We start from the raw sequence: 21,156 nt of genomic DNA, 5'->3' as shown, positions 1-21,156 counted from the left end.
GCAGGCACGGATCGTTCTTCTTGTGTCTGAATTCAGGGTCGAGAGCGCCCCAAAGAGCAAATCTCAGTCTGCGACAGGCGTCTGCAGCGGCTCGTTCGCAAAGTGGGCGGACAGATTCTGCAGGAGCAGCATCAGCATGCCCTGCACCGCTTCGGTCGTGGCGCCGCCGGTATGGGGCGTCAGGACGGTGTTGGGCACGCCCGCCCAACGCGCCGCGTCGGTCGGCTCCTCAGCGAAGACGTCGAGTGCTGCGGCGCCCAGGCGGCCCTCTCTCAGGGCGGCGATGACGGCGTCTTCGTCCACCAGTTGTCCGCGCGCGACGTTGACCAGCAGACCTAAAGGCCCAAGCGCATCGATGACATCTTGAGAGATGAGCCCCCGGTTGCTCTCGTCCGCGCGGCAGGCGACGACAAGAATGTCCGAATCGCGCGCCAGGGCGATCAGGCTGTCGGCGCGGGGCCAGGCGGCCTCCTTGGCGCGCGGCCCCCACCAGCGGACGTCCATGCGCATGACCTCGGCGCGCCGCGCTACGGCCTCGCCGATGTGGCCCAGACCGACGATTCCCAGACGCTGACCGCTCAGAGATGTGGTGATGCTGCGGCTGGACAGGCTCCATTCGCCCGCACGGACGGCGCGGTCGCCCTCGGCGATCTGGCGGCGTGAGGCGAGGATCAGGCCGATGGCGTGGTCGGCCACGTCCTCATGGTTTACGCCGGGCGCATGGGTGACGGGCAGGCCGCGCGCGCGGCACCACTCGACGTCGATGCCGTCGTATCCAGCGGTGAAGCAGGCGACCAGCGACAGGGTCGGCAGGCGCTCGATCAGATCCTTGTCGAGCTCGAACTCGCCGGCGACGATCAGGGCGCGAATGTCGCCGGCGGCCTCGATCGGCGGGCCTTCCCAGAAGCGATAGACATCGTAGGCGCCTTCCAGGAAGGCGCTCAGCGGGGCCAGATGCCGCTGCATGATCAGGACGGCGGGACGCTGGGTCATGGGCGCAGACTATCCCGCTTTCGCCGGAGCGCCAGCCTTCTCATTCACCGCTCATCCCGGCGGACGCCGGGATCCAGTGTTCTGGCGACAGGTGCGACGTTCGACCCTCTGGTCTTCGGCTCTTACTGGATCCCGGCGTCCGCCGGGATGAGCGGGAGAGGGGCATAGAAAAACGGCCCCCCGATCGCTCGGAGGGCCGCGTGTCAGTCTGTCCGCTGGATCAGCGGCCGAACTTCTGGTGCTGGACGCGCTTGGGAATGATGCTGTCCGCGCCCAGGCGGCGCATCTTATCCTGCTCGTAGGCTTCGAAGTTGCCCTCGAACCATTCCACATGGCCGTCGCCTTCGAAGGCCAGGATGTGGGTGGCCAGACGGTCCAGGAACCAGCGGTCGTGGCTGATGACCACCGCGCAGCCGGCGAACTCTTCCAGAGCCTCTTCGAGGTTTTGCAGGGTTTCGATGTCCAGGTCGTTGGTCGGTTCGTCGAGCAGGATCAGGTTGCCGCCGGTGGCCAGGGTCTTGGCCAGGTGGACGCGGTTGCGCTCACCGCCCGAGAGCTGGCCGACCTTCTTCTGCTGGTCGCCGCCCTTGAAGTTGAAGCTGCCGACATAGGCGCGCGTGTTAATCTCGCGCTTGCCGACCATCATGATGTCGGTGCCGCCCGAGATGGCCTGCCAGATGGTGTCGTCCGGCTTCAGGTCGTCGCGCGACTGATCGACATAGGCCAGCTTGACCGTCTCGCCGACCTTGATCGTGCCGCCGTCGGGCTGTTCCTGGCCGGTGATCAGCTTGAACATGGTCGACTTGCCGGCGCCGTTGGGGCCGATGACGCCGACGATGCCGTTGGGCGGGAGCTTGAAGTTCAGGTTGTCGAACAGGACCTTGTCGCCATAGGACTTCTTCAGCCCCTCGACTTCCAGCACCACGTTGCCCAGGCGCGGGCCGGGCGGGATCTGGATGACGGCGAAGGACTGGGCCTGACGGCTGTTTTCCTGCTCGGCGACCATCTTCTCATAGGCGGCCAGACGGGCCTTGGACTTGGCCTGACGGGCCTTGGCGCCCGAGCGGACCCATTCCAGTTCGCGGGTGAGGGCGCGCTGGCGGGCTTCGGATTCCGACTGCTCCTGCACCACGCGCTTGGTCTTGGCTTCCAGCCACGAGGAGTAGTTGCCCTCGTGCGGGTGGCCCTTGCCGCGGTCCAGCTCCAGCGTCCACTTGGTCACCAGGTCCAGGAAGTAGCGGTCGTGGGTCACCAGGATGACGCAGCCGGGGAAGTTTTCCAGGTGGTGCTGCAGCCAGGCCACCGACTCGGCGTCCAGGTGGTTGGTCGGTTCGTCGAGCAGCAGCATGTCCGGCTTGGACAGCAGCAGGCGAGCCAGCGCCACGCGGCGCTTTTCACCGCCCGACAGATTGGTGACTTCCCAGTCGTCCGGCGGGCAGCGCAGGGCGCCCATGGCCTGATCGATGCGGCTGTCGATGTCCCAGACGTCGCCGGCGTCGATCTTTTCCTGGAGGGCGGTCATCTCCTCCATCAGCTCGTCGGTGTAGTTTTCGCCCAGTTCGTTGGCGACTTCGTTGAAGCGGTTGACCCACTGCTTCTCTTCACACCAGGCCTCGACGTTCTGGCGAACGTTCAGGTTCGGGTCGAGCTGCGGCTCCTGCTCCAGGTAGCCGCGCTTGACGCCGTCGGCGGCGCGGGCCTCGCCCTGGAACTCGTGGTCCAGGCCGGCCATGATCTTCAGCAGGGTCGACTTACCCGAGCCGTTGACCCCGACGACGCCGATCTTGGCGTCGTTGTAGAAGCTGAGCCAGATGTTCTCGAAGACCTTCTTGCCGCCGGGATAGGCCTTGGTCAGGCCCTGCATCTGGAAGATATATTGTTGCGCCATGCGTCGCGTCGCGCCTTTGATTCAGTGCGGATGGGAAGTTGCCGGGGGATGTAGCGATCCCGAAGGCTTTGGGCAAATCTTCGGACGCCGACGCGGCTTTTCAATGGCGGCGTCGGCCCCGCCTTAGGCGTAGTTGAAACTGATGGAGATGCGCTGTTCCTCGGCGCGGTTGGCGGGCACTTCGTGGCGCAGCCAGCTTTCCCACATCAGCACCGTGCCGGGCGCCGGCTTCAGATAGACGAAGGGTTGTTCCGCCTCGCCGGCTTCGGCGGTCAGGCCGGGGCGGGCCATCATCATGGCCAGGCGCGGGTCCTCGATCTTCAGCGAGGAGGCGCCGTCGGGCACATGGATATAGACGGTGCCGGACAGCACGGCGTGGGGGTGGATGTGTCCGGTGTGGCCGCCGCCGGGCATCAGGACATTCACCCACAGATTGTCCAGCCGCAGCTTCTTCGCCAAGTCGAAATGCAGGCTATGGGCGAAGAGCGCCGCATGCTTGTCCAGCAGCTTCTTCAGCTCGCCGAACTCAGGGAACCGCTGAGGCAGGTCGTTGATCGAGCCATAGGAAGTATAGCCCGGATAGTGGTTGGCCCGGCACCATTCGATCCCGGCCTCGTCCTCTTCCGCCATGACCAGGCACAGGTCCAGCAGTTCCTCGTGCAGCTCCATCCACCCGCGCGCCGAGGCGAGGGAGGCGTCATACACTTGGGTCGGGAAGAGGGAGCGAGAGGGCATGGCCCGCGATACCGCGTCTGGATTTATGCGAGAAGACGAAAACGGTCGCGCAGGGCGGGCGACGGGGTGTTTTCCGGCCCCTCGGCGGCACCTTTCGGGCGAAACGGGTCGGGTATTTTAATACCAGCTATAAATAGACGATATTTTTCAACAAGTTATCCTGTTTTCCGCATCAAGGATGGCGTTGACCTGTGCGCGTGGACCCTCTATCAGCACGGCCTCCGCCCGATCCATCTGGTTCGGGCCGCGTTTTTCGTCTTCCAGGACCCTCATCATGCTGAAGAGCACTACGGCTTCGCTGAAGCCGGCCGAGGTCGAGAAGAAGTGGATCCACATCGACGCCGAAGGCGTCGTGGTGGGCCGCCTCGCGACCTTCATCGCCAACCGCCTGCGCGGCAAGCACCTGCCGACCTACACCCCGCACGTTGACTGCGGCGACTACGTCGTCGTCACCAACGTCGACAAGGTGGTGTTCACCGGCAAGAAGAACACCGACAAGGTCTACTATCGCCACACCGGCCACCCGGGCGGCATCAAGCAGACGACCCCGGAGAAAGTCCTGGGCGGCCGCTTCCCCGAGCGCGTGCTGGAAAAGGCCGTTGAGCGCATGCTGCCCAAGGAGTCGCCGCTGGCTCGCAAGCAGATGACCCACCTGCGCCTGTTCGCCGGCGCCGCGCACGACCACGAAGCCCAACAGCCGACGACCATCGACTTCAAGTCGATGTCGTCCAAGAACACCCGGAGCGCCTGAGCATGACCGACGTGACTCAAGACACCGCCGCCGGCTTTGACGCCCTGAAGGGCCTGGGCACCGCTGCTGCCGAGGAAATCGTCCGCGAGCCGAAGATCGACGCCCTGGGCCGTTCGTACTCGACCGGCAAGCGCAAGAACGCCATCGCCCGCGTGTGGGTGAAGCGCGGCACCGGCAAGATCACCGTCAACGGCAAGGACGTGGCTGCGTATTTCGCTCGCCCCGTGCTGCAGATGATGGTCGCCCAGCCGCTGAACGTTTCGGACCGCGCCACCCAGTACGACGTGATCTGCACCGTCGAGGGCTCGGGCCTGTCGGGCCAGGCCGGCGCCATCCGCCACGGCCTGTCGCACGCCCTGACCCACTACGAGCCGGAACTGCGCAAGGTTCTGAAGCCGCACGGCTTCCTGACCCGCGACAGCCGCGTCGTCGAGCGTAAGAAGTACGGCCGCGCCAAGGCGCGCAAGTCCTTCCAGTTCTCGAAGCGCTAGGTCGCGAACCCGCGACTGGGAATACAAAGGGCGCTTCGGGGAAACCCGAGGCGCCTTTTTCTTTTGCCCTTTTCCCGCAATGGAAGGGGCATTTCGGGAGCATGCGATGACCCACACCATCTTCATCGACGGCGAGGCCGGGACCACGGGGCTGGAGATCCGCGAGCGTCTGGAGGCGCGCGGCGATCTGGAACTGATGCTGCTGGGCGACCGCCGACGCGATGTCGAGGCGCGGCGCGAGGCGCTGAACAGCGCCGATGCGGTCATTCTGTGCCTGCCGGATGATGCGGCCCGCGAGGCCGTGTCGATGATCGAGAATCCGTCGGTGCGGGTCATCGACGCCTCGACCGCCTATCGCGTGGCGGACGGCTGGACCTATGGCTTCGCCGAGATGGATGCGGCCCAGCGCGCGGCCATCGCCGCCTCGACGCGGGTGTCGAACCCCGGCTGCTATCCGACCGGCTTCATCGGCCTGATGCGGCCGCTGGTGAAGGCTGGGCTGGTCCCGGCGGACTGGCCGGTTACGATCAATGCGGTGTCCGGCTATTCCGGCGGGGGCAAGGCGATGATCGCCGAGTTTGAAGCTGAGGGCGCATCCACCGCCTTCCGCGCCTATGGCCTGACGCTGAAGCACAAGCATGTGCCGGAAATGACCAAGCACGCGGGGCTGTCGCGGCCGGTGCTGTTCTCGCCCGCTGTCGGGAATACCGCCAGGGAATGCTGGTCGAGGTTCCGCTGCACCTGTCGGCCCTGCCGGAGACGCCCTCGGTCGAGCGGCTACACGGCGCGCTGGTCGAGGCCTATGACGGCCAGCGTTTCGTCGAGGTCGCCGAGATCGACGAGACCGAGGCCATGACCGGCATCGAGCCCGAGGGCCTGAACGGCACCAACCGGATGCGCCTGCACGTCTTCGGCGATCGCGGCGGGGAGCAGGCGCGTCTGGTCGCCCTGCTGGACAATCTGGGCAAGGGCGCCTCGGGCGCGGCGGTTCAGAACCTCAACATCATGCTGGGTCTGGACGAGGCGACCGGCCTCATGTGAGGCCGGCCGGGGCGCGCGATCAGCGCGCCCGCGCCGCCTTGACCGCCGACTCCACCGTCCCGCCGAAGAAGACGGCGGCGATGATGATCAGCAGGCCGTAATCGTGTCCGGGGAAGACCAGCGGCACGCCCGCCGCCAGGATGATCAGCGCCGGAAACAGGCTGGCCCAGACGGCGGTCGAGGCGGCGTGAGGATGGATCATCGGCGGGCGCTGCATGCCCATCCGCCGGGCCATGATGCCGTTCAGCGGCACGAAGGCCGCCGGCACGATAATGGCGATCGCCAGATACTTCACCAGCTGGCCGGGCGCTCCGAACAGGGTCGCCGTTGCGATCAGCAGGATCAGCGGAATGGCCGTGGCGACGGCCAGCAGCAGGTTAGGCTCGATACGCTTCAAGACTTTACTTTCACATAGGCGCCGGGCGCCGGTTCGATGGGCTTCAGCGGCCCGGCCCTGGGATCGCGAGCGGCGATCTTCTCGCCGGACTTCGCGCCCAGCCAGCCGGCCCAGTGCGACCACCAACTGCCGGGATGCTGCTGCGCCTCCGCTTGCCACTCCTCAAGCGTTTCGGGAAGGGCGGCGTTGACCCAGTGCTGATACTTGTTGGCCGATGGCGGGTTGATGACACCGGCGATATGGCCCGAACCGGCCAGCGTATAGGTCACCGGCCCGCCGAACAGCCGCGCCGAGCGGTAGACCGAGTTCATCGGCGCGATGTGGTCCTCGCGGCTGGCCTGGAAGTAGAGGGGGATGCGGACCTTCGACAGGTCGATGGCCTCGCCGTCGATCTCCAGTTCGCCCTTGGCCAGGGCGTTCTGGCCGTACATGAGACGCAGGTATTGCAGGTGAAGCCGCTTGGGCATCCGCGTCTGGTCGGCGTTCCATGCCAGCAGATCAAAGGCGGGCGGCGCCTTGCCCATCAGATAGTTGGACACGAAGAAGGACCAGATCAGGTCGTTGGCGCGAAGCGCGTTGAAGGTGTCGGCCATCGCCGTGCCGGGCAGGACGCCGCCCGCCTCGTCCATCATGCGCTCGATCTCGGCCAGCCAGTGCTCGTCGGTGAACAGCAGCAGGTCGCCCGCCTCGGCGAAGTCGTGCTGGGCGGCGAAGAAGGTGGCTGAGGCGACGCGGTCGTCGCCCTTGGCCGCCATGTGCGCCAGGGTGGCCCCTAGCATGGTGCCGCCGATGCAGTAGCCGACGGCGTTCAGATGCTTCTGGCCGGTCTGTTCCAGCGTCTTCTCGACGGCGCGATAGACACCCTTCTTCATATAGTCGTCGAGGCCGAACTCGGCCTTGTCGCGGTCCGGATTGACCCATGAGCAGACGAAGACGGTGAAGCCCTGCGCGCTCAGCCAGCGGATGAGGGAGTTCGCCGGCTGCAGGTCCATGATGTAGAACTTATTGATCCACGGCGGGAAGATCAGCAGCGGAATGGCGTGCTGCTGCTCCGTCGCGGCGTCGTACTGGATCAGTTCGAACAACTCGTCGCGCCAGACGACCTGACCCGGGGCCGTGGCGACGTTCTCGCCCAGGACGAAGCGGCCGTAGTCGGCCTGGCTGATCTTCAGCGAGCCAGCCCCGCGCTCCAGATCGGCGGCGAAGTTCTGCATCCCGCGCACCAGAGACTCGCCGCTGGTTTCGGCCAGCGCCTTCAGCGCCACGGGGTTCGAGGCCAAGAAATTGGCAGGCGAGAAGGCGTCGGTCAGCAGGCGGGTGAAGAACTCAGCCCGGCGTTTCACGCGCGGGTCCACGTCCTCGACGCTGGAGACCAGATTATTCATCCAGTCCGAGGTGGCCAGATAGGACTGGCGCATCATGTCGAACATGGGGTTCTCGGACCAGGCGGGGTCGCGGAACCGCTTGTCGGAAGGAGCGGGGCTGTCGACTGTCTCGCCCATCGCCCGGCGTGTGGTGGTCGACCACAGCTCCATATAGCGGCCGAACAGGTCGGCCTGGGCCTGGAACAGTTTCTCGGGGCGGGCGGCCAGGCTGGTCATGACCGAGGACATGGCCGGGGCCACATTGAACGGGTCGGGCGACAGGGCGGCGGGGCGGTCGGCTTGCGACAGGGCCGCCTCGGCCACCGCCGTCTGGGCCATCATCGCCGCCTTGGCGAGGTTCAACGACAGGGTTTCCAACTGCTGACGCTGCTCGGCGCTGAAGGCCATGAAGTCGGGCGAGGAGGAGGGAGCTTCGTCCTGCGGCGTCGGTTCCGGGGCGGGCGCCGGTTGCGGCTGTTCAGGCGGTGCAGCGGCCCTCTTGGCGCGCGGCTTGGCCGAGGTCGGGCGGCCGGCTTTGCGCGGCGCGGGCGCGTCGGCAGGCGCCGTCGGCTGGAGCGGGGCCTTGGTCGGGCGCTTGGCCATGGCGAACCTCCGTTGGGGACGAGCGAATGCGCGCGCCTTCCTCCCGACGCGATGATGGCATATGTCAGTGACGGAAATGAACGCGCTTATGCTGAAAAAGACGGTATGGACGGCAGCCTGGGGGCGACCCTCGGTTCAGCCCTGATTTTGGGCGGCTGCGTCGGGGCTTTCGAGCCGAAGACCGACCCGACCTCGCCGCTGGCGCCCGCATCCAGCAACTGGTCGATGAGAATCGCCATTATCCGCGCTGGGCCGATTTCCCGCGCAGCAGCACCCCGCTGCCGGCGCCGACCGAGATCGCCGCCGATGTGGGACGCCTGCAAGGCCGCAGCGCTGCTCTGACGGCTGAGATGGCCCGTATCGACTGGACGCTGAACAGCGACCCGGCCGCCTTCCTCGCCGAGATCAACCGCCGTTTGGACGCCAGCCAGATGTCGCCCCAGACGCTGAAGACCGCTCAGGAAGTCGAAGTCTACGCCGAAGAGCTGCGCCGCCGCGCCACGGCGCCGCCGCCTATCGACCGTCCGCGCTTCTGAGACGCACGACCGTATCAGGCGCAGTCACGATATAAGGGGCATGAGGCGCGCAGATCGCGTCCGGCCTCGAATCCCGCGATCCTGAACGCTTCGGCCGCAGGCCGACGCTCGAATCTGCTGCAAAGGTCCGCATGGCCCGTTCTGTCTTCATTGTCGCTATTTTCGTCGGACGGTCCTTCTGATGGCGGACGGTTACGGCCTGCCCGCCTTTCTGGGTGTCAGCCGCTCTCTGTCGGGGCGGGCGTGGCGGCAGCGTCCCGCCGAGACGGCGACGACCCGCGCCCATATGCAGGCGCTGGGGCTGGACGAGGTGATGGCTCGCGCCCTGTCGGCGCGCGGCGTGGCGGCGGATCAGGGCGCCGACTTCCTCAAGCCGACGCTGAAGGCGCTGTTCCCCGATCCGTCCAGCTTCATGGACATGGACGCCGCCGCCGCCGCCATCGTCGACGCCTTGCAGAGCGGCGCCAGCATCCACGTCTTCGCCGACTACGATGTGGACGGGGCGTCCAGCGCGGCCCTGTTGGTGCGCTGGTTCCGGGCGCTGGGCGCCGACCTGCCCATCTATGTGCCGGATCGCCTGACCGAGGGTTACGGCCCCAGCGCGCGGGCCTTTGATACGCTGAAAGCGCGCGGCGCCGATCTGGTCATCACCGTCGATTGCGGCGCGGCGGCTAACGAAGCCGTGGCCCATGCGGCGGCCATCGGCCTGAAGGTCGTGGTCATCGACCACCATATGATGCGCGAGGAGCCGCCCGCCTGCCTGGCCGTGGTCAATCCGAACCGGCCGGGCTGCGGCTCGGGGCAGGGCAATCTGGCGGCCGCGGGGGTGGTCTTCGTCCTGCTGGCCGCCCTGAACCGCGAGGCGCGCGGGCGCGGCCTGTTCGAGGGCAAGACTGAGCCCGATATCCGTCAGTGGCTGGACCTGGCCGCCATGGGCGCCATCTGCGACGTGACGGGCCTGACCGGCTTCAACCGCGCTTTGACCAGTCTGGGGCTGGGGGTCATGTCGCACTGGCGCAATCCGGGCCTGCGCGCCCTGCTGGCGGCGGCGGGGGCTGAGCCGGGACCAGCCAAGACCAACCATGCGGGCTTTATCCTGGGGCCGCGCATCAATGCGGGCGGTCGGATCGGCAAGTCGGATCTGGGCGCGCGCCTTCTGTCCACCGACGATCCTGACGAGGCGCAGATGCTGGCGCAGGAACTGGACGCCTTGAACCTCGCTCGCCGCGAGGTCGAGGCCGAGGTGACGGAACAGGCTGTCCGCCGCGTCGAGGCGACGGGCGCCCATGCCGACGACAGCGCCGCCGTGGTCGTCTCGGGCGAAGACTGGCACCCGGGCGTGGTCGGCATCGTCGCCGGCGCCTGCGCGAACGCTGGAGGAAGCCGGTCATCGTCATCGGCATCGACGCCATCAACGGCGTGGGCAAGGGGTCGGGCCGATCGCAGCCGGGAATGAATCTGGGCCGAGCGGTGCAGGCGGCGTGGACCGACGGCCTGCTGATCGCCGGCGGCGGCCACGCCATGGCCGCGGGTCTGACGGTGGCGGCCGGCCGCATCGACGAACTGCGCGCCTTCCTCAATGAGCGACTGTCGGACGAACGCGTCGAGGCCGTGGCCCAGGACTGGGTCGAGGTCGACGCCCTGATCGACCCGCGCGCCGCCACCCGCGATCTGTTCGACGCCTTTGAGCAACTGGCCCCCTACGGCCCCGCCAACCCAGAGCCTCTGTTCGCGCTGGAAGGGGTTCAGGCCCGCGAACCGGTGGCCATGAACGGCGGCCATGTGCGGTGCCGTCTGGTCGGGCCGGACGGCGCCTCGGTGCGCGCCATCGCCTGGCGCTGCGCCGACCTGCCGACGGGCAAGGCGCTGCTGGCGGGGCAGGGCGGCCTCAACGTGGCGGGCCGTCTGAAAGCCGACGATTGGAACGGCCGTCGCGGCGTTCAGTTCGAGATCGAGGACGTCGCCGATCCGCGCATGGTCTGAAAGCGTCAGCCTTGGCTGTGAAACGACGCAGGTCTTTGAAAAAGTCGCATAAATCGCCTCCACCGAGCTTGCCATAAGCGGAATCGGCGGCTATCTACACGGTCCTCCGCGCAGCGGTCCCTTCGTCTATCGGTTAGGACGCCAGGTTTTCAACCTGGAAAGAGGGGTTCGATTCCCCTAGGGACTGCCACGCGGAGTTTATCTCCCCTGACATTTAGATCTGTCGTCGCTCGTGAATACGCACGCTTGCCGTGTCGATTTTGCGCGATCGATCCGGCGTCTGCGTGCGGCTTTGTCGTTTTTTTGAAAAAGCGCGAAGCAGCCTCTTGCGTCGCCGAAAAGGGACGGCTATCAGGCCGCTCCTCCGCGCAGCGGTCCCTTCGTCTATCGGTTAGGACGTCAGGTTTTCAACCTGAAAAGAGGGGTTCGATTCCCCTAGGGACTGCCACGCGGAGCAAACACCTCCCCAAAATCTCCAGCCCCAAGACCGCCTGTGCAACGCGCGGTTGCGCGCGTTTGTCTTGCACTCGTGACGATAATGTGGCGTAAAAGGGGCGGCAAGATTGCCAGTCTTGACATACCCGTGGTATGGCGACTGTCCCGGAGTGCTCGGGCGGGGAGTAGGTGATGAGTTTCGAAGAGAGCGATACGCTTGAGACCGTCAAGGTCGCCGGTAAGGTCAAGTGGTTCGACGCTGGCAAGGGGTACGGCTTCATCGTCCCGGACGATCCGGCTCTGACGGAAGGTCGCGACGTCCTGCTTCATGTCACCGGCCTGCGCCAGGCGGGGCACGAGTTGGCGGGCGAGGGCGCGGCCATCACCTGCGAATGCGCAAAGCGGACGAAGGGCTGGCAGGTCGTGACGGTCATTGATCTGGAAGCGGCTGAGGCGACGCCTGTGACGCGGCGGGAAAACGTCCGGCCCTCGTCGATTGGTCAGGCTTTCTCTGCTGACACCCCGCTGGAAGCCGCCGTGGTCAAATGGTTCAATCGCACCAAGGGCTATGGATTCGTGGTGCGTGACGGCCAGGACGGCGATATCTTCGTTCACGTCGAGACGCTGCGACGCTGCGGCCTGGACGACCTGCTGCCGGGCGATCCGGTCAGCGTTCGCTTCGCCGAAGGTCCCAAGGGCCTCGTGGTGGCTGATATCAGACCGGGCGGCTGAGTTCGTCCGTAGAGGACGATGATGATGAACCTCACTCGCCGTTTCGCCCTGGGGGCCGCCCTGGGGATCGCCGTGATGGCTTCGGCCTGCGCTCGCACAGGGCCGGTGGATGGCGCGGGGCAACCGCTTGAAGCTCTGTCCATCGTCACGTCGATGGGCGAGCACAAATTCATGGTCGAGATCGCGGACGACGACACTGAGCGCGCGCGCGGCCTGATGTTCCGCCCGCCGCTGGAAGACGATCGCGGGATGTTGTTCCAGTTCCCGACGGCGTCCGAGCAGAGCTTCTGGATGAAGAACACGCCCAGTTCGCTGGACATCCTCTACATCGACCCGCGCGGCCGCATCGTGTCCATCGCCCGCCACACGACGCCGAACTCAGAGGCGCCGATCCCTCGAACGGCGCGGCTAATGGAGTGCTGGAACTGCGCGCAGGGCGGGCTGACGAGATCGGCGCCAAGCCGGGCGACACGGTGAAACACCCTTTCTTTCGCCCTTGACGACTAAGGCGCCGCTTAGGCCGTTGCGGCGCCGCCGCCGACGTGCCATGAGAGCGCTCCGTCGGTCCGGGGTGTGGCGCAGCCTGGTAGCGCATCTGGTTTGGGACCAGAGGGTCGGAGGTTCGAATCCTCTCGCCCCGACCACGGTTTAAGCCCGTTTGGGCTGGATGAGTTTTACACTCGTCCCTGCGGCGGACGCGCTGCCTCTCAATCAAGTTTTCTCGATCGGCGCGGGCTTTGGTTGCGCAGAGCAGGCCCTTTGAACTTCGGCTATGGGTGGGAAGCGGACTTAAGGTCCCTTATGGTTGCCCTCTCGCGTGAGGAACGATCACAATGGACTTCACCTATTATGTGGCGTTCGCCCTTTCATTGGTTATCGGGTTCGTGGGCGCGCTGATTTTCGTCATGTTGAAAGGGCGCTCCTACTGGCGGTTCGCATTGACGACCTTGCTCGTTGCCGTGTTTGCCGACTTCGCGCTTCTTATCGATTGGAGCTACGCGGACGAAATGACCGATGTGTTGCTACTGGACGCCGCTTTTTTCACGGCTTACGGATTGGTCGGCTGCGCCATAGGCGCGGTGCCTGTTTTGGGCGCGCGTGGGATATATCGACTGGTCCGAGCACGCCGGACAAGGTGAGCCGGATGTCCGCTACGGGTCGTGAAGCGAAGTTCGCTTCGGCCTGTAAGACGGGCTTCGCGATCCATATGGACGATGACGCGGCTTCACTTATCGCCGCATCGCCCCGACCCGCGTCAGGTCGAGGCGTAGCCGCCGTTGATGGCGTAGGAGAAGCCGATCGGCAGGGCGGCGCGGAACTGGGTGAAGAAGGCCGCCAGTTCGCCCAGCGTCGAGCGCGGAACGAATATGATGTCGCCGCGACGTAGAGGCAGAATCTCGCCGCGCGGCGCCCGCAAGTCGAGCACCTTCAGCATGCGCAGATCGCCCGGTCCGCGTCGGATCAGGGCGCAGTTTCGAGCGTTGGACGTCGGCAGGGCGCCGCCCGCCATGATCAGGGCCTGATAGGCGTCGATCTGGCCCGGCATGTCGAAAACGCCGGGATTGCGCACCTCGCCGTCGACCCAGACCTTGAGCGGGCCGGCCTGGCGCAGCGTCACTTCGACCTCGGGGCGCAGAAGGTGAGGGGCGTAGCCGGCCGAGATGTCGCCCTCAAGCTCAGACAGGCTGCGCTCGGCGGCGGTCACATGACCGACGAGGGGCAGGGAGACACGGCCGTCCGGGCCGATCTTCAGCTGACGGGTCAGTTCGGGCGCGGTGGGCAGGGCGACCTCGATCTCGTCTCCGGCGTAGAGACGGTATTCAGGCTCGATATCGGTCCACGGCGCGAAGGTCAGGTCACGCGGCAGGTCGGCCACTGTCTGAGGCGTGGGCAGGACGGCGGCGGGCTCGTTGCGCCCGCTTGACGCGCAGCCGGTCAGGCCGGCGCCCAGCGCCAGAAGAAGCAGGCGGCGATCAACGTCCATGAGCGGCCGGGTCCGATCGATTGCGAAACTGAAGTTCCGCCAAGTTGACGCCTTATGGGTAACGGCCGGTTAACGCCAACGCTTCAAGCTGTCCCGGTCTGACACTGGTGGATGATCCGGCCCGTATGCGTTCGCACGTCACAGCAACCCGTCCCCGGTACGGCGTCATGGACGTCGTGGCCCTGCTGTTCCGGGAGCTGCTGTTGATGGTCATCATCTTCGCGGTGATCTTCGGCATCGGCGCCGCTGTCGTGATGACGATGAAGAAGACCTACACGGCCGGAGCCAGCCTGTTTGTCGGCGTCGGTCAGGAATATGTCTATCAACCGCGCGTCGGCCTGGGCGAGCGGGCGATGCCGCCTTCGGCCGCTGAGGTGGCTCAGTCCGAGGCGGCCATCCTTAACAGCCTTGAGGTCAAGCGCCGCGTGGTGCGCGCTCTGGGCGTCGAGAGCTTCCAGAGCCCCGATGCTCCCCCGCCCGCCGATCCGGCCCGCCGCGAGGCCTCGGCGGTTCGCGCGGTCGCCAGCGGTCTGGGCGTCGAGGTGACGCCGCTGAGCCCGGTGATCGGCCTGAGCTACAAGAGCGATGATCCGGCCAAGTCGGCGCGGGTCTTGAACACGGTCATCGACCAGTATCTGACCTATCGCCGCGAAGTGTTTCAGGACCGCGCGACGGCGGCGATCCGCACTCAGCGCCAGACATTCGAGGACGAGCTGGGCGACGCTGACCGCGCGTATGAAGACTTCCTGCGCACCAATAATATCGGCGATTTCGCCACGGCCAGGGCGACGGTCGCCAGCACCTATCAGTCGATCTTCGCCGAGCGGATGGGCGTTCAGGCCCAACTGCAGCAGGCGTCGCAGCGTCTGGCTACGCTGGTAAGCCAGCTGTCGCGGACCCCGGCCGAGGTGGCCCTGTACAAGGATCTGAACGTTTCGGCCCAGGATCTGATCCTGCAACTGCGCACGGAACGTGAGAGCCTGCTGGCACGCTATCAGGCCGACGCCCAGCCGGTGCGCGAGATCGACGCCAAGATCGCCCAACTCCAGACCTATGTCGGCACAGGCACGGCGGTCGGCGCCAAGGAGGTCCGCACGGGACCGAACCCGATCTGGGTCGAACTGGAGACCACCCGCATCAACGCCCAGGCCGAGCGGGATGCGCTGGCGGCGCGGCTGGCCGTTCTGGATCGGCAACTGTCGGACCTGCGCGCGCGTCAGTCGCGCCTGACCGAACTGGAGTCGCGCAACTCGACCCTGGCGGGCAACCGCGAGGTGCTGACCGCCTCGATCCGCGAGTTCCAGCAGCGCGAGACCCAGAGCCGCGCCGACAACGAACTGGTCAAGGCGGGCGCCGACAACGTCACCGTCATCGAGCGCGCCCAGCCGCCGTCGAAGGGCAAGAGCCTGAAGGCGCCGCTGATGATCGCCGTTTTCCTGTTCGCCGGCTTCACCGCCCTGTGCGTCGGCCTGCTGCGGGTGCTGCTGCGGCCGGGATTCGCCATGCCCGCGACCCTGAGCCGCACCCTCAACGCGCCGGTGCTGGCCGTAGCGCCCGCCAAGAGCATCTGAGCGCGTATGACGCGGATACGCGGCGATGACCGGCGGACGGCCCGTGCTAGGTTTCGCCAAATGGCGCGCGCGTAACCGATCTGCATGGTCGATCTGACGACAGAAATGGCTGGCCTGTGGGCTGCGTTGGGGCCGGCCCCGGCGCATCGCGGCCGCGTGATCCTGTTCGCCGCCGCGACCTCGGGCGAAGGCGTCTCGACGGTAGCGCGCGAGTTCGCCCGTATGGCCGCCGTGCGCGGACGCCGTCCGGTCTGGCTGATCGACGGCGACTTGTCGCAGCAGGGCCAGATGGAGCAGATCGCCGCCGAGCCGGACCGGTTCGGCGCCTGGGGGCGTCTGTGCGGGCGTCGCCGGACGGGTCGGCCTTCTACGCCGTGTCGCCGCCGTTGCGCGGCCGTGACGGCAAGCCCGCTGCGCCGGGACGCGTCCTGACGGCCAAGGCCTGCCTGGGAGGGCGGCTGTATGTCACCCGCTTCCATATGGAGCTGCTGCGCGCAGGCCAGCGGGTCGAGGCGGTCGATGATCCGCGCTATTGGACCCGGCTGCGGGCGCATGCCGACACCGTGGTGATCGACGCCCCGGCGGCGGACCGTAGCGACATGGCCCTGACGCTGGCGTCGCTGGCGGACTCAACGGTGATGGTGGTGGCGGCGGACAGCACCGGCGCAGCCGCGCCTGCCGCCCTGCGTGAAGAGATCGATGCCGCCGGAGGCCGTGTTGCGGGTCTGGTGATGAACCGTTCGACCTGGAGCCCGCCCAAACTGCTGAAGCGGTTCTTCAGCTAGGCGCGCGCTGGCGGTTCAGGCGGTCCAGTTCGCTTTGGCCGTAGAAGCGCGGCTCGAAGCCCTTCATCCACATGATCTTGCCCAGACCGCGCGCGGCGCGGTCGGCCATCTCGGCGCGGCTGTCGCGGCCCATAATAGTCATGGCGAGGGCTGCTGCGCCCCAGACCAGCGTCTGTACCGCGCCGATGGCCATCCAGCGGCCGACGCCGAGCCAGTCGCGCGCCTCGGCGGCTGTCTGGCTGGGGCCCTGGCCATAGGCGAACGCGCGGGTCAGGGCGTAGCGCAGGGTGGCCCGATGCGGGGGCGAACTCGTCCACCCAGGCGTCGGCCGCCCAGCCGAACTGGCCGCCGCGCGCCTTCAAGGCGGCGAACAGGACATCGTCTTCGCCGCCGATCTGATCCGATCCGACGTGGAAGGGCGCCTCTCCGGGCAAGGCGGTCGCGCGCACCAGAAGCGAGTTGCCGCAGCCGTAGGGCTCGTCGATCAGTTGATCGCCTTCAGGGCCTTCGCGGCCGAAGAAGCGTTCCAGGTAGGCCGTCGCCCAGCCGGTTCCGTCCGGCACGCGACCCAGGATCGGGCCGAACACGGCGTCGGCGCGGGTCGCCGCCTGACCGCGCAGCAGGGCGGCCAGCCAGCCGGGGCTGGCGGCCTCGTCATCGTCCAGAAAGGCGATCAGCGGCGCTTCGGTAGCGGCCAGGCCCGTGTTGCGCGCGGTGGCTACGCCGGGTCGCGGCGCGTGGGTCCAGATCAGCGGGACCGGCGTTTCGCCCGTCAACGCCTCGACGGTCGCGCGGGCGCTGGCTTCGGGGTCGTTGTCGGCGACGACGATTTCGCGCAGGCGGCTGTCGACGTTCTGCTGGGCGAAGATCGAGCGCAGGGCGCGGGTCAGTTCGTCCGGGCGACGCAGGGTCGGAATGACGACGGCGACGTCAGGGCTGCTCATATCGCCTCTGCATAGAGGGCGGCGCGATACAGCCGCAGGCTGAGGCCGCGAACGGCGGGGGGCAGCAGGCTGACGCGCGCCGCCTGTTTGAACAGGGGCCGGATCAGGCGCAGGCCGGGCACGGCCTTCAGCTTTTTCGCCACGCGATAGCTGGGATAGGCGGCGACGAAGTCAGGGTGCCGGGCGGCCACGCGGGCGAAGTTGGGCGCCGACTGCTCATATTTGGCGGCCAGGGCCTCGACTGTGTCCAGACCCATGTGAGTGGCCGGATTGTCGATGTGCGTGACCGCGAACCGGCGCGAGACGCGCATGGCCCATTCGACGTCCTCCCAGCCCCAGCCGCTGAAACCGGCGTCGAAGCTCTCGGTGTCGAACACGTCTCGGCGCACGAGGAGGTTGGAGGTGAAGACGTATTTTTCCGGCTGTAGCGCCCTCTGATCGGCGGGGATGCAGTCGGATCGCGCGGCCATCTGACGGTGGACGGCGAAGCGCGCGTCGGTCGGCGCCTGAAGCAGGGAGAAACCGCCGAACGCCACGGCCGGGTCATCCTTCATCGCCAGATCGACCCAGTCGCTGAGGAAGCGCGGATGGTCGGGGCGCATGTCGCTGTCCAGGAACAGCAGGAAGCGGCCGCGCGCGGCCTCGGCCAGACGGTTGCGGCCTCCGGAACGCCCCTCGTTGGCGTCCAGGGTGATCAGCCGAGCGGGCAGGGACAGGGCGTCGATCAGGGCGGTCAGACGCGCGGTCAGGGCCGGGTCCGCCGTGCCGTCGTCCAGAATGATCAACTCGGCGCGCTCTGCGACCGCATGAGCCTCGCGGTAGAGCATACGCAGGAGCTCTGACGGATCGTCGCGCAGGAAGGGCATCAGCACCGACAGGACGGGCGTCGCCGCCGCCCATGCCGTGTTGTCGTGAACCGAGCCGCTCATGCCGCCGCCTTTCGCGCCTGCAGGAAGCCGCGCAGGCGGCGCAGCAGGTCGCGCACGCCGGCGGCGTTCAGGGCGTATGCGACGACGCCGTACACGGCGACGCCCACGCCTGCGTCCATCATCAGTTCGGCGAAACCTCCGATCGGTGGCAGCAATAGGACGACTGCGGCCATGACGGCGGCGGCCAGACCGCAGCGCGCCAGAGCGTTCCACGGCACCGGCAGCGGCAGGATGCGGCGCCCGATGGTCATGGAGGCGCTCAGGCCCAGGGCAAAGCTGATCGCCGTCGCCCAGGCCGCGCCCATCACGCCGAAGCGCGGGATCAGCAGGATGTTCAGGACGATGTTGCTGCCCGCCGGAATGCTCATGGCCAGCAACAGCCAGCCGGTGCGGCGGCCCAGGGTGAAGGCCTGTCCGAAATAATAGGTCGTCATGCCCGACAGGAAGGCGCCCAGCGCCACCCACGGCGTGACGGAGGCGGCGACCGTGCGCAGGTCTTCGCCGATCATGAACTCGGCCAGCGGTCGCGCGACCAGAGCCACGCCTACGGCGGCGGGCAGGCCGATCAGCACCAGGGTGGAAGCCTGTTCTCTGGCTGCCGCTTGAAGATCCTCGCGCCCGCCGCGTTCCAGCGCCATGACGAGGGCGGGAGCGCCCGCTGCGCCCAGCCAGACGAACATGACGTCCAGGGTCCGGTTGGCGATGCTGTAGGCGGCGTGATAGGCGCCGACCGCCGCCTCATTCATGAACAGCGCCAGCAGAAAGCGGTCCGTCGAGGCCAGCACCACGGTCAGCCCCAGTCCGACGGCGATGGGATAGCCATAGGCGGCGTAGGCCTTCAGCCGCTGGCGATCGAGCCGCCCGCGCCGGGCTTCGCGCAGTTCGGCGGGAAGGATGAAGGGCAGGGCGGCCAGCGGGGCCAGCAGCATACCCGCCAACGGGGCCTCAGCCCCCAGCCCCAGCAGGGCCAGGCCGACGCCGAAGACCAGTCCGGCCACCGCGCTCCAGATATCGATGGCGGCGGCGGGGCCGACATCCCCGCCGCGCGGAACCGTTCCTGCGCCAGCTTCAGGAAACAGCGCACCGGCACGCCCGCCAAGGCCACCGCCAGCGGCAGGCGGAAGCTGTCCGGCATGGGCCACAGCCACACCATGAGGCCGACGACCGGCACGAAGACGGCGGTCATAATGAGGGCGGCGCGATACAGGCTGGCGAAATGCCCGGCCATCTGCGCCTCGTCGGACTGGGCGGCCCAGAAGCGGGCCATGGACGCTTCCAGCCAACTGAACGTCGCCACATGGGCAAGGGTCAGCACCGAATAGGCCAGGGCGTAGCGCCCGAAATCCTCGGGCGACAGCAGGCGCGTAAAGATGATGATGGTCAGAAACCCGACCACGCCCTGCACGATGTTGGCCGGCAGATAGCCGAACACCCCCGCCAGAACATCAGCGCACGGCCATCCGGTCGCCCAACAACACGGGGACGGTCACGGCTATGATCCACAGGTCCAGCCAGAAGGACTGGCGCTCGATGTATTCGATATCGAGCTGCACGCGGCGGCGCACCTCATCGGCCGTGTGTAAAGGCCCGCGCGAGCCCTTGATGGCGGCCCAACCGGTCATACCGGGCTTGATGCGATGACGGTGGGCGTATTCGGCGACCAGACGCGCCGACTCGGCGTCGCCGGTCTTCATGCCGATAGCGTGCGGACGCGGCCCGACAAGCGACATCTCGCCGCGCAGGACGTTCACCAGCTGGGGTAGTTCATCCAGGCTGGTGGCGCGCAGGAACTTGCCCAGACGGGTGACGCGGTCGTCGCCGGCTGTGACCTGACGGCTGGCGGTGGCGTCGGAGGCTTCCTGGCGCATGGTGCGGAACTTCCACACCACGATCTCTTCCTGGTTGAAGCCGTGGCGGCGCTGGCGAAACAGGGCCGGGCCCTTGCTGTCCAGCCTCACGGCCAGGCCGATCAGGAACAGAACCGGGCTGAGCGCGAGCAAGGCCAGCGCCGACAGGATGATGTCGAGGATGCGCTTGTTGAACGCGCGCCGCTCGCCGTCCATCGCGCCGCCCAGCAAGGGCAGGGAGGCTGAAGCCAGCTTCTCCAGCGCCTCATTGCGTTGAGCGGCGCCCTTGGGATCGACCAGAAGCGTCAGCGGGATGGGCAGGACTTCCAGCCGGCGCGTCAGGGCGCGCACCCGCGCCTCGGCCTTGGGGTCGATGGCCAGGATGACGCGGTCGATATAGGGCGTCAGTCGATGGTCGAGCAGGGCGTCGGCGCCGCCCAGAACCGGCACTCCAGCCAGGGCGTCAGGCGTACGGGCCAGGCGGTCGTCGAAAACGCCCAGAATGTTCAGGTCGCGGCGATCCAGCGCCTCGCGGATCAGAGATTCGGCATGGCGCGTGGCGCCGACCACGACGACGTTGGGCGTTAAGTCGCCGCGGCTTCTCCATTGCGCCACCAGCATTCGCCAGATGGTATGCAGGCCGGTCACCACCACCGTGGACGCGATCGCCCACCAGCCGTATTCGGCCAGGGGCGTTTCGCCGGGCAGGACGAGCCCCAGCGCGCAAGGGATGGCTCCGCCCAGGGCGGCCACGACAGCGACCCCCGCCAGATGGCGCGCCGGCGCCCGGCTGCTGTCAAAACGATATAGGCCCAGCGAGCGCATCAGGCCCAGAGTGACCAGTGCGCCGAGCAGAATCGGCAGGGCTTGAAACAGCCCGACCTGCATCAGACCGCCTGGGGCCAGCCGCTCGATCGCTACGACGCACAAGAAGGACGAGGCGACGATGTCCACCCCACGGAAATAGAAGACCCGGCGTCGCGCCGCAGCCCGCTGTCGGGTATTCAGCCAAACCTCTGGACGCAACGGCCCGCGCCGCGTCCGCCCGGTCGACCCTGTCGGCGCCGCGGCGCGCGATTCGGTTGTCGCGGCGCGAGATGCGCGCGCGCCATCCGTCGCGGATGCCAGGGTGTCAGCGGGGGTGATG

General features: G+C 67.2%; 19 protein-coding genes, 3 tRNA genes and 3 pseudogenes. 14 read left to right on the top strand and 11 right to left on the bottom strand.

Annotation, left to right across the window (positions count from 1 at the left end):
- Positions 1 to 63: 63 nt before the first annotated feature.
- From V8F63_RS14335 to V8F63_RS14325, 3 genes are all read right to left on the bottom strand, one after another.
- Positions 64 to 993, bottom strand: a complete 930-nt coding sequence (locus V8F63_RS14335; protein WP_392353790.1) for a 2-hydroxyacid dehydrogenase — start codon at positions 991 to 993, stop codon at positions 64 to 66.
- A 220-nt stretch (positions 994 to 1,213) separates the two neighbouring features.
- Complete coding sequence (ettA, locus tag V8F63_RS14330; protein ID WP_025977430.1) at positions 1,214 to 2,881, bottom strand: energy-dependent translational throttle protein EttA; 1,668 nt, start codon at positions 2,879 to 2,881, stop codon at positions 1,214 to 1,216.
- A gap of 123 nt (positions 2,882 to 3,004) precedes the next feature.
- Positions 3,005 to 3,616 carry a TIGR02466 family protein gene (locus tag V8F63_RS14325; RefSeq protein WP_392353788.1) on the bottom strand — a complete coding sequence of 204 codons (612 nt, stop codon included), beginning with the start codon at positions 3,614 to 3,616 and terminating at the stop codon, positions 3,005 to 3,007.
- A 277-nt stretch (positions 3,617 to 3,893) separates the two neighbouring features.
- Here V8F63_RS14325 and rplM point away from each other — a divergent pair, with 277 nt between their 5' ends.
- From rplM to argC, 3 genes and pseudogenes are all read left to right on the top strand, one after another.
- Positions 3,894 to 4,367, top strand: coding sequence for a 50S ribosomal protein L13 (rplM, locus tag V8F63_RS14320; RefSeq protein ID WP_201105658.1), 474 nt, complete (start codon positions 3,894 to 3,896; stop codon positions 4,365 to 4,367).
- Between the two features lie 2 nt (positions 4,368 to 4,369).
- Complete coding sequence (gene rpsI / locus V8F63_RS14315; protein WP_024354145.1) at positions 4,370 to 4,858, top strand: 30S ribosomal protein S9; 489 nt, start codon at positions 4,370 to 4,372, stop codon at positions 4,856 to 4,858.
- A gap of 106 nt (positions 4,859 to 4,964) precedes the next feature.
- Positions 4,965 to 5,899 (top strand): annotated as a pseudogene (gene argC / locus V8F63_RS14310) (N-acetyl-gamma-glutamyl-phosphate reductase).
- Positions 5,900 to 5,918: 19 nt separating this feature from the next.
- Here the strand turns inward: argC and V8F63_RS14305 are convergent.
- Together V8F63_RS14305 and phaC are read right to left on the bottom strand one after the other, a co-directional pair.
- Positions 5,919 to 6,296 carry a hypothetical protein gene (locus tag V8F63_RS14305; RefSeq protein ID WP_134581134.1) on the bottom strand — a complete coding sequence of 126 codons (378 nt, stop codon included), beginning with the start codon at positions 6,294 to 6,296 and terminating at the stop codon, positions 5,919 to 5,921.
- Positions 6,293 to 8,263, bottom strand: a complete 1,971-nt coding sequence (gene phaC / locus V8F63_RS14300) for a class I poly(R)-hydroxyalkanoic acid synthase (protein ID WP_392353785.1) — start codon at positions 8,261 to 8,263, stop codon at positions 6,293 to 6,295. Before phaC ends, V8F63_RS14305 begins: the two co-directional genes overlap by 4 nt.
- A gap of 308 nt (positions 8,264 to 8,571) precedes the next feature.
- On the opposite strand from phaC, the gene V8F63_RS14295 reads away from it, so the two are divergent.
- The 8 genes and pseudogenes from V8F63_RS14295 (at position 8,572) to V8F63_RS14260 (ending at position 13,088) form a co-directional block, all read left to right on the top strand.
- Positions 8,572 to 8,799: a hypothetical protein gene (locus V8F63_RS14295; protein WP_392353783.1), complete on the top strand. Its 228-nt coding sequence runs from the start codon at positions 8,572 to 8,574 to the stop codon at positions 8,797 to 8,799.
- Positions 8,800 to 8,980: 181 nt separating this feature from the next.
- A pseudogene (gene recJ / locus V8F63_RS14290) lies at positions 8,981 to 10,782 on the top strand (single-stranded-DNA-specific exonuclease RecJ).
- A gap of 115 nt (positions 10,783 to 10,897) precedes the next feature.
- Positions 10,898 to 10,972: transfer RNA gene (locus V8F63_RS14285), tRNA-Glu, on the top strand.
- 183 nt (positions 10,973 to 11,155) lie between these two features.
- Positions 11,156 to 11,230: transfer RNA gene (locus V8F63_RS14280), tRNA-Glu, on the top strand.
- A gap of 179 nt (positions 11,231 to 11,409) precedes the next feature.
- Entirely contained in the window at positions 11,410 to 11,949 is a 540-nt protein-coding gene (locus V8F63_RS14275; RefSeq protein WP_392353781.1) for a cold-shock protein, read from the top strand.
- A gap of 24 nt (positions 11,950 to 11,973) precedes the next feature.
- Positions 11,974 to 12,426, top strand: coding sequence for a DUF192 domain-containing protein (locus tag V8F63_RS14270; RefSeq protein ID WP_392353780.1), 453 nt, complete (start codon positions 11,974 to 11,976; stop codon positions 12,424 to 12,426).
- 90 nt (positions 12,427 to 12,516) lie between these two features.
- A tRNA-Pro gene (locus tag V8F63_RS14265) sits at positions 12,517 to 12,593 on the top strand.
- A 189-nt stretch (positions 12,594 to 12,782) separates the two neighbouring features.
- Positions 12,783 to 13,088, top strand: a complete 306-nt coding sequence (locus V8F63_RS14260; RefSeq protein ID WP_025977420.1) for a hypothetical protein — start codon at positions 12,783 to 12,785, stop codon at positions 13,086 to 13,088.
- Between the two features lie 116 nt (positions 13,089 to 13,204).
- Here V8F63_RS14260 and V8F63_RS14255 read toward each other — a convergent pair whose 3' ends face one another.
- Positions 13,205 to 13,933: a polysaccharide biosynthesis/export family protein gene (locus tag V8F63_RS14255; protein WP_392353777.1), complete on the bottom strand. Its 729-nt coding sequence runs from the start codon at positions 13,931 to 13,933 to the stop codon at positions 13,205 to 13,207.
- A gap of 125 nt (positions 13,934 to 14,058) precedes the next feature.
- Between V8F63_RS14255 and V8F63_RS14250 the strand changes: the two genes are divergently transcribed.
- The 3 genes from V8F63_RS14250 (at position 14,059) to V8F63_RS14240 (ending at position 16,289) form a co-directional block, all read left to right on the top strand.
- Positions 14,059 to 15,504, top strand: a complete 1,446-nt coding sequence (locus V8F63_RS14250) for a chain-length determining protein (RefSeq protein WP_025977418.1) — start codon at positions 14,059 to 14,061, stop codon at positions 15,502 to 15,504.
- An 84-nt stretch (positions 15,505 to 15,588) separates the two neighbouring features.
- The gene (locus tag V8F63_RS14245) at positions 15,589 to 15,936 is read left to right on the top strand and encodes a hypothetical protein (protein WP_392353775.1); all 348 of its coding nucleotides are present in this window, start codon (positions 15,589 to 15,591) and stop codon (positions 15,934 to 15,936) included.
- On the top strand, positions 15,879 to 16,289 hold the full coding sequence (locus tag V8F63_RS14240; RefSeq protein ID WP_392353773.1) for a hypothetical protein: 411 nt from the start codon (positions 15,879 to 15,881) through the stop codon (positions 16,287 to 16,289). The genes V8F63_RS14245 and V8F63_RS14240 overlap by 58 nt, the downstream gene beginning before the upstream one ends.
- Here the strand turns inward: V8F63_RS14240 and V8F63_RS14235 are convergent.
- The 5 genes and pseudogenes from V8F63_RS14235 to V8F63_RS14215 form a co-directional block, all read right to left on the bottom strand.
- Positions 16,286 to 17,233, bottom strand: a complete 948-nt coding sequence (locus V8F63_RS14235; RefSeq protein WP_392353771.1) for a glycosyltransferase family 2 protein — start codon at positions 17,231 to 17,233, stop codon at positions 16,286 to 16,288. The two genes, V8F63_RS14240 and V8F63_RS14235, sit on opposite strands and share 4 nt — an antisense overlap.
- On the bottom strand, positions 17,230 to 18,162 hold the full coding sequence (locus tag V8F63_RS14230) for a glycosyltransferase (RefSeq protein WP_392353769.1): 933 nt from the start codon (positions 18,160 to 18,162) through the stop codon (positions 17,230 to 17,232). The genes V8F63_RS14235 and V8F63_RS14230 overlap by 4 nt, the downstream gene beginning before the upstream one ends.
- A complete protein-coding gene (locus tag V8F63_RS14225) occupies positions 18,159 to 19,160 on the bottom strand; it encodes a polysaccharide biosynthesis C-terminal domain-containing protein (protein ID WP_392353768.1) in 1,002 nt (333 codons plus the stop codon). Before V8F63_RS14225 ends, V8F63_RS14230 begins: the two co-directional genes overlap by 4 nt.
- A gap of 215 nt (positions 19,161 to 19,375) precedes the next feature.
- A pseudogene (locus V8F63_RS14220) lies at positions 19,376 to 19,558 on the bottom strand (oligosaccharide flippase family protein); the annotation flags it as partial.
- 49 nt (positions 19,559 to 19,607) lie between these two features.
- A complete protein-coding gene (locus V8F63_RS14215; RefSeq protein ID WP_392353766.1) occupies positions 19,608 to 21,035 on the bottom strand; it encodes an exopolysaccharide biosynthesis polyprenyl glycosylphosphotransferase in 1,428 nt (475 codons plus the stop codon).
- Positions 21,036 to 21,156 lie beyond the last annotated feature (121 nt).

It is taken from the genome of Brevundimonas sp. LF-1, assembly GCF_037055305.1.
Lineage (GTDB): Bacteria > Pseudomonadota > Alphaproteobacteria > Caulobacterales > Caulobacteraceae > Brevundimonas > Brevundimonas sanguinis.
This window is presented reverse-complemented; position numbering and strand designations above follow the sequence as displayed.

Coding starts and splice junctions, on each gene's coding strand:
- V8F63_RS14335 (WP_392353790.1), bottom strand. CDS start 993: ATGACCCAGCGTCCCGCCGTCCTGATCATGCAGCGGCATCTGGCCCCG.
- ettA (WP_025977430.1), bottom strand. CDS start 2,881: ATGGCGCAACAATATATCTTCCAGATGCAGGGCCTGACCAAGGCCTAT.
- V8F63_RS14325 (WP_392353788.1), bottom strand. CDS start 3,616: ATGCCCTCTCGCTCCCTCTTCCCGACCCAAGTGTATGACGCCTCCCTC.
- rpsI (WP_024354145.1), top strand. CDS start 4,370: ATGACCGACGTGACTCAAGACACCGCCGCCGGCTTTGACGCCCTGAAG.
- phaC (WP_392353785.1), bottom strand. CDS start 8,263: ATGGCCAAGCGCCCGACCAAGGCCCCGCTCCAGCCGACGGCGCCTGCC.
- V8F63_RS14275 (WP_392353781.1), top strand. CDS start 11,410: ATGAGTTTCGAAGAGAGCGATACGCTTGAGACCGTCAAGGTCGCCGGT.
- V8F63_RS14270 (WP_392353780.1), top strand. CDS start 11,974: ATGAACCTCACTCGCCGTTTCGCCCTGGGGGCCGCCCTGGGGATCGCC.
- V8F63_RS14260 (WP_025977420.1), top strand. CDS start 12,783: ATGGACTTCACCTATTATGTGGCGTTCGCCCTTTCATTGGTTATCGGG.
- V8F63_RS14255 (WP_392353777.1), bottom strand. CDS start 13,933: ATGGACGTTGATCGCCGCCTGCTTCTTCTGGCGCTGGGCGCCGGCCTG.
- V8F63_RS14250 (WP_025977418.1), top strand. CDS start 14,059: ATGCGTTCGCACGTCACAGCAACCCGTCCCCGGTACGGCGTCATGGAC.
- V8F63_RS14245 (WP_392353775.1), top strand. CDS start 15,589: ATGGTCGATCTGACGACAGAAATGGCTGGCCTGTGGGCTGCGTTGGGG.
- V8F63_RS14235 (WP_392353771.1), bottom strand. CDS start 17,233: ATGAGCAGCCCTGACGTCGCCGTCGTCATTCCGACCCTGCGTCGCCCG.
- V8F63_RS14230 (WP_392353769.1), bottom strand. CDS start 18,162: ATGAGCGGCTCGGTTCACGACAACACGGCATGGGCGGCGGCGACGCCC.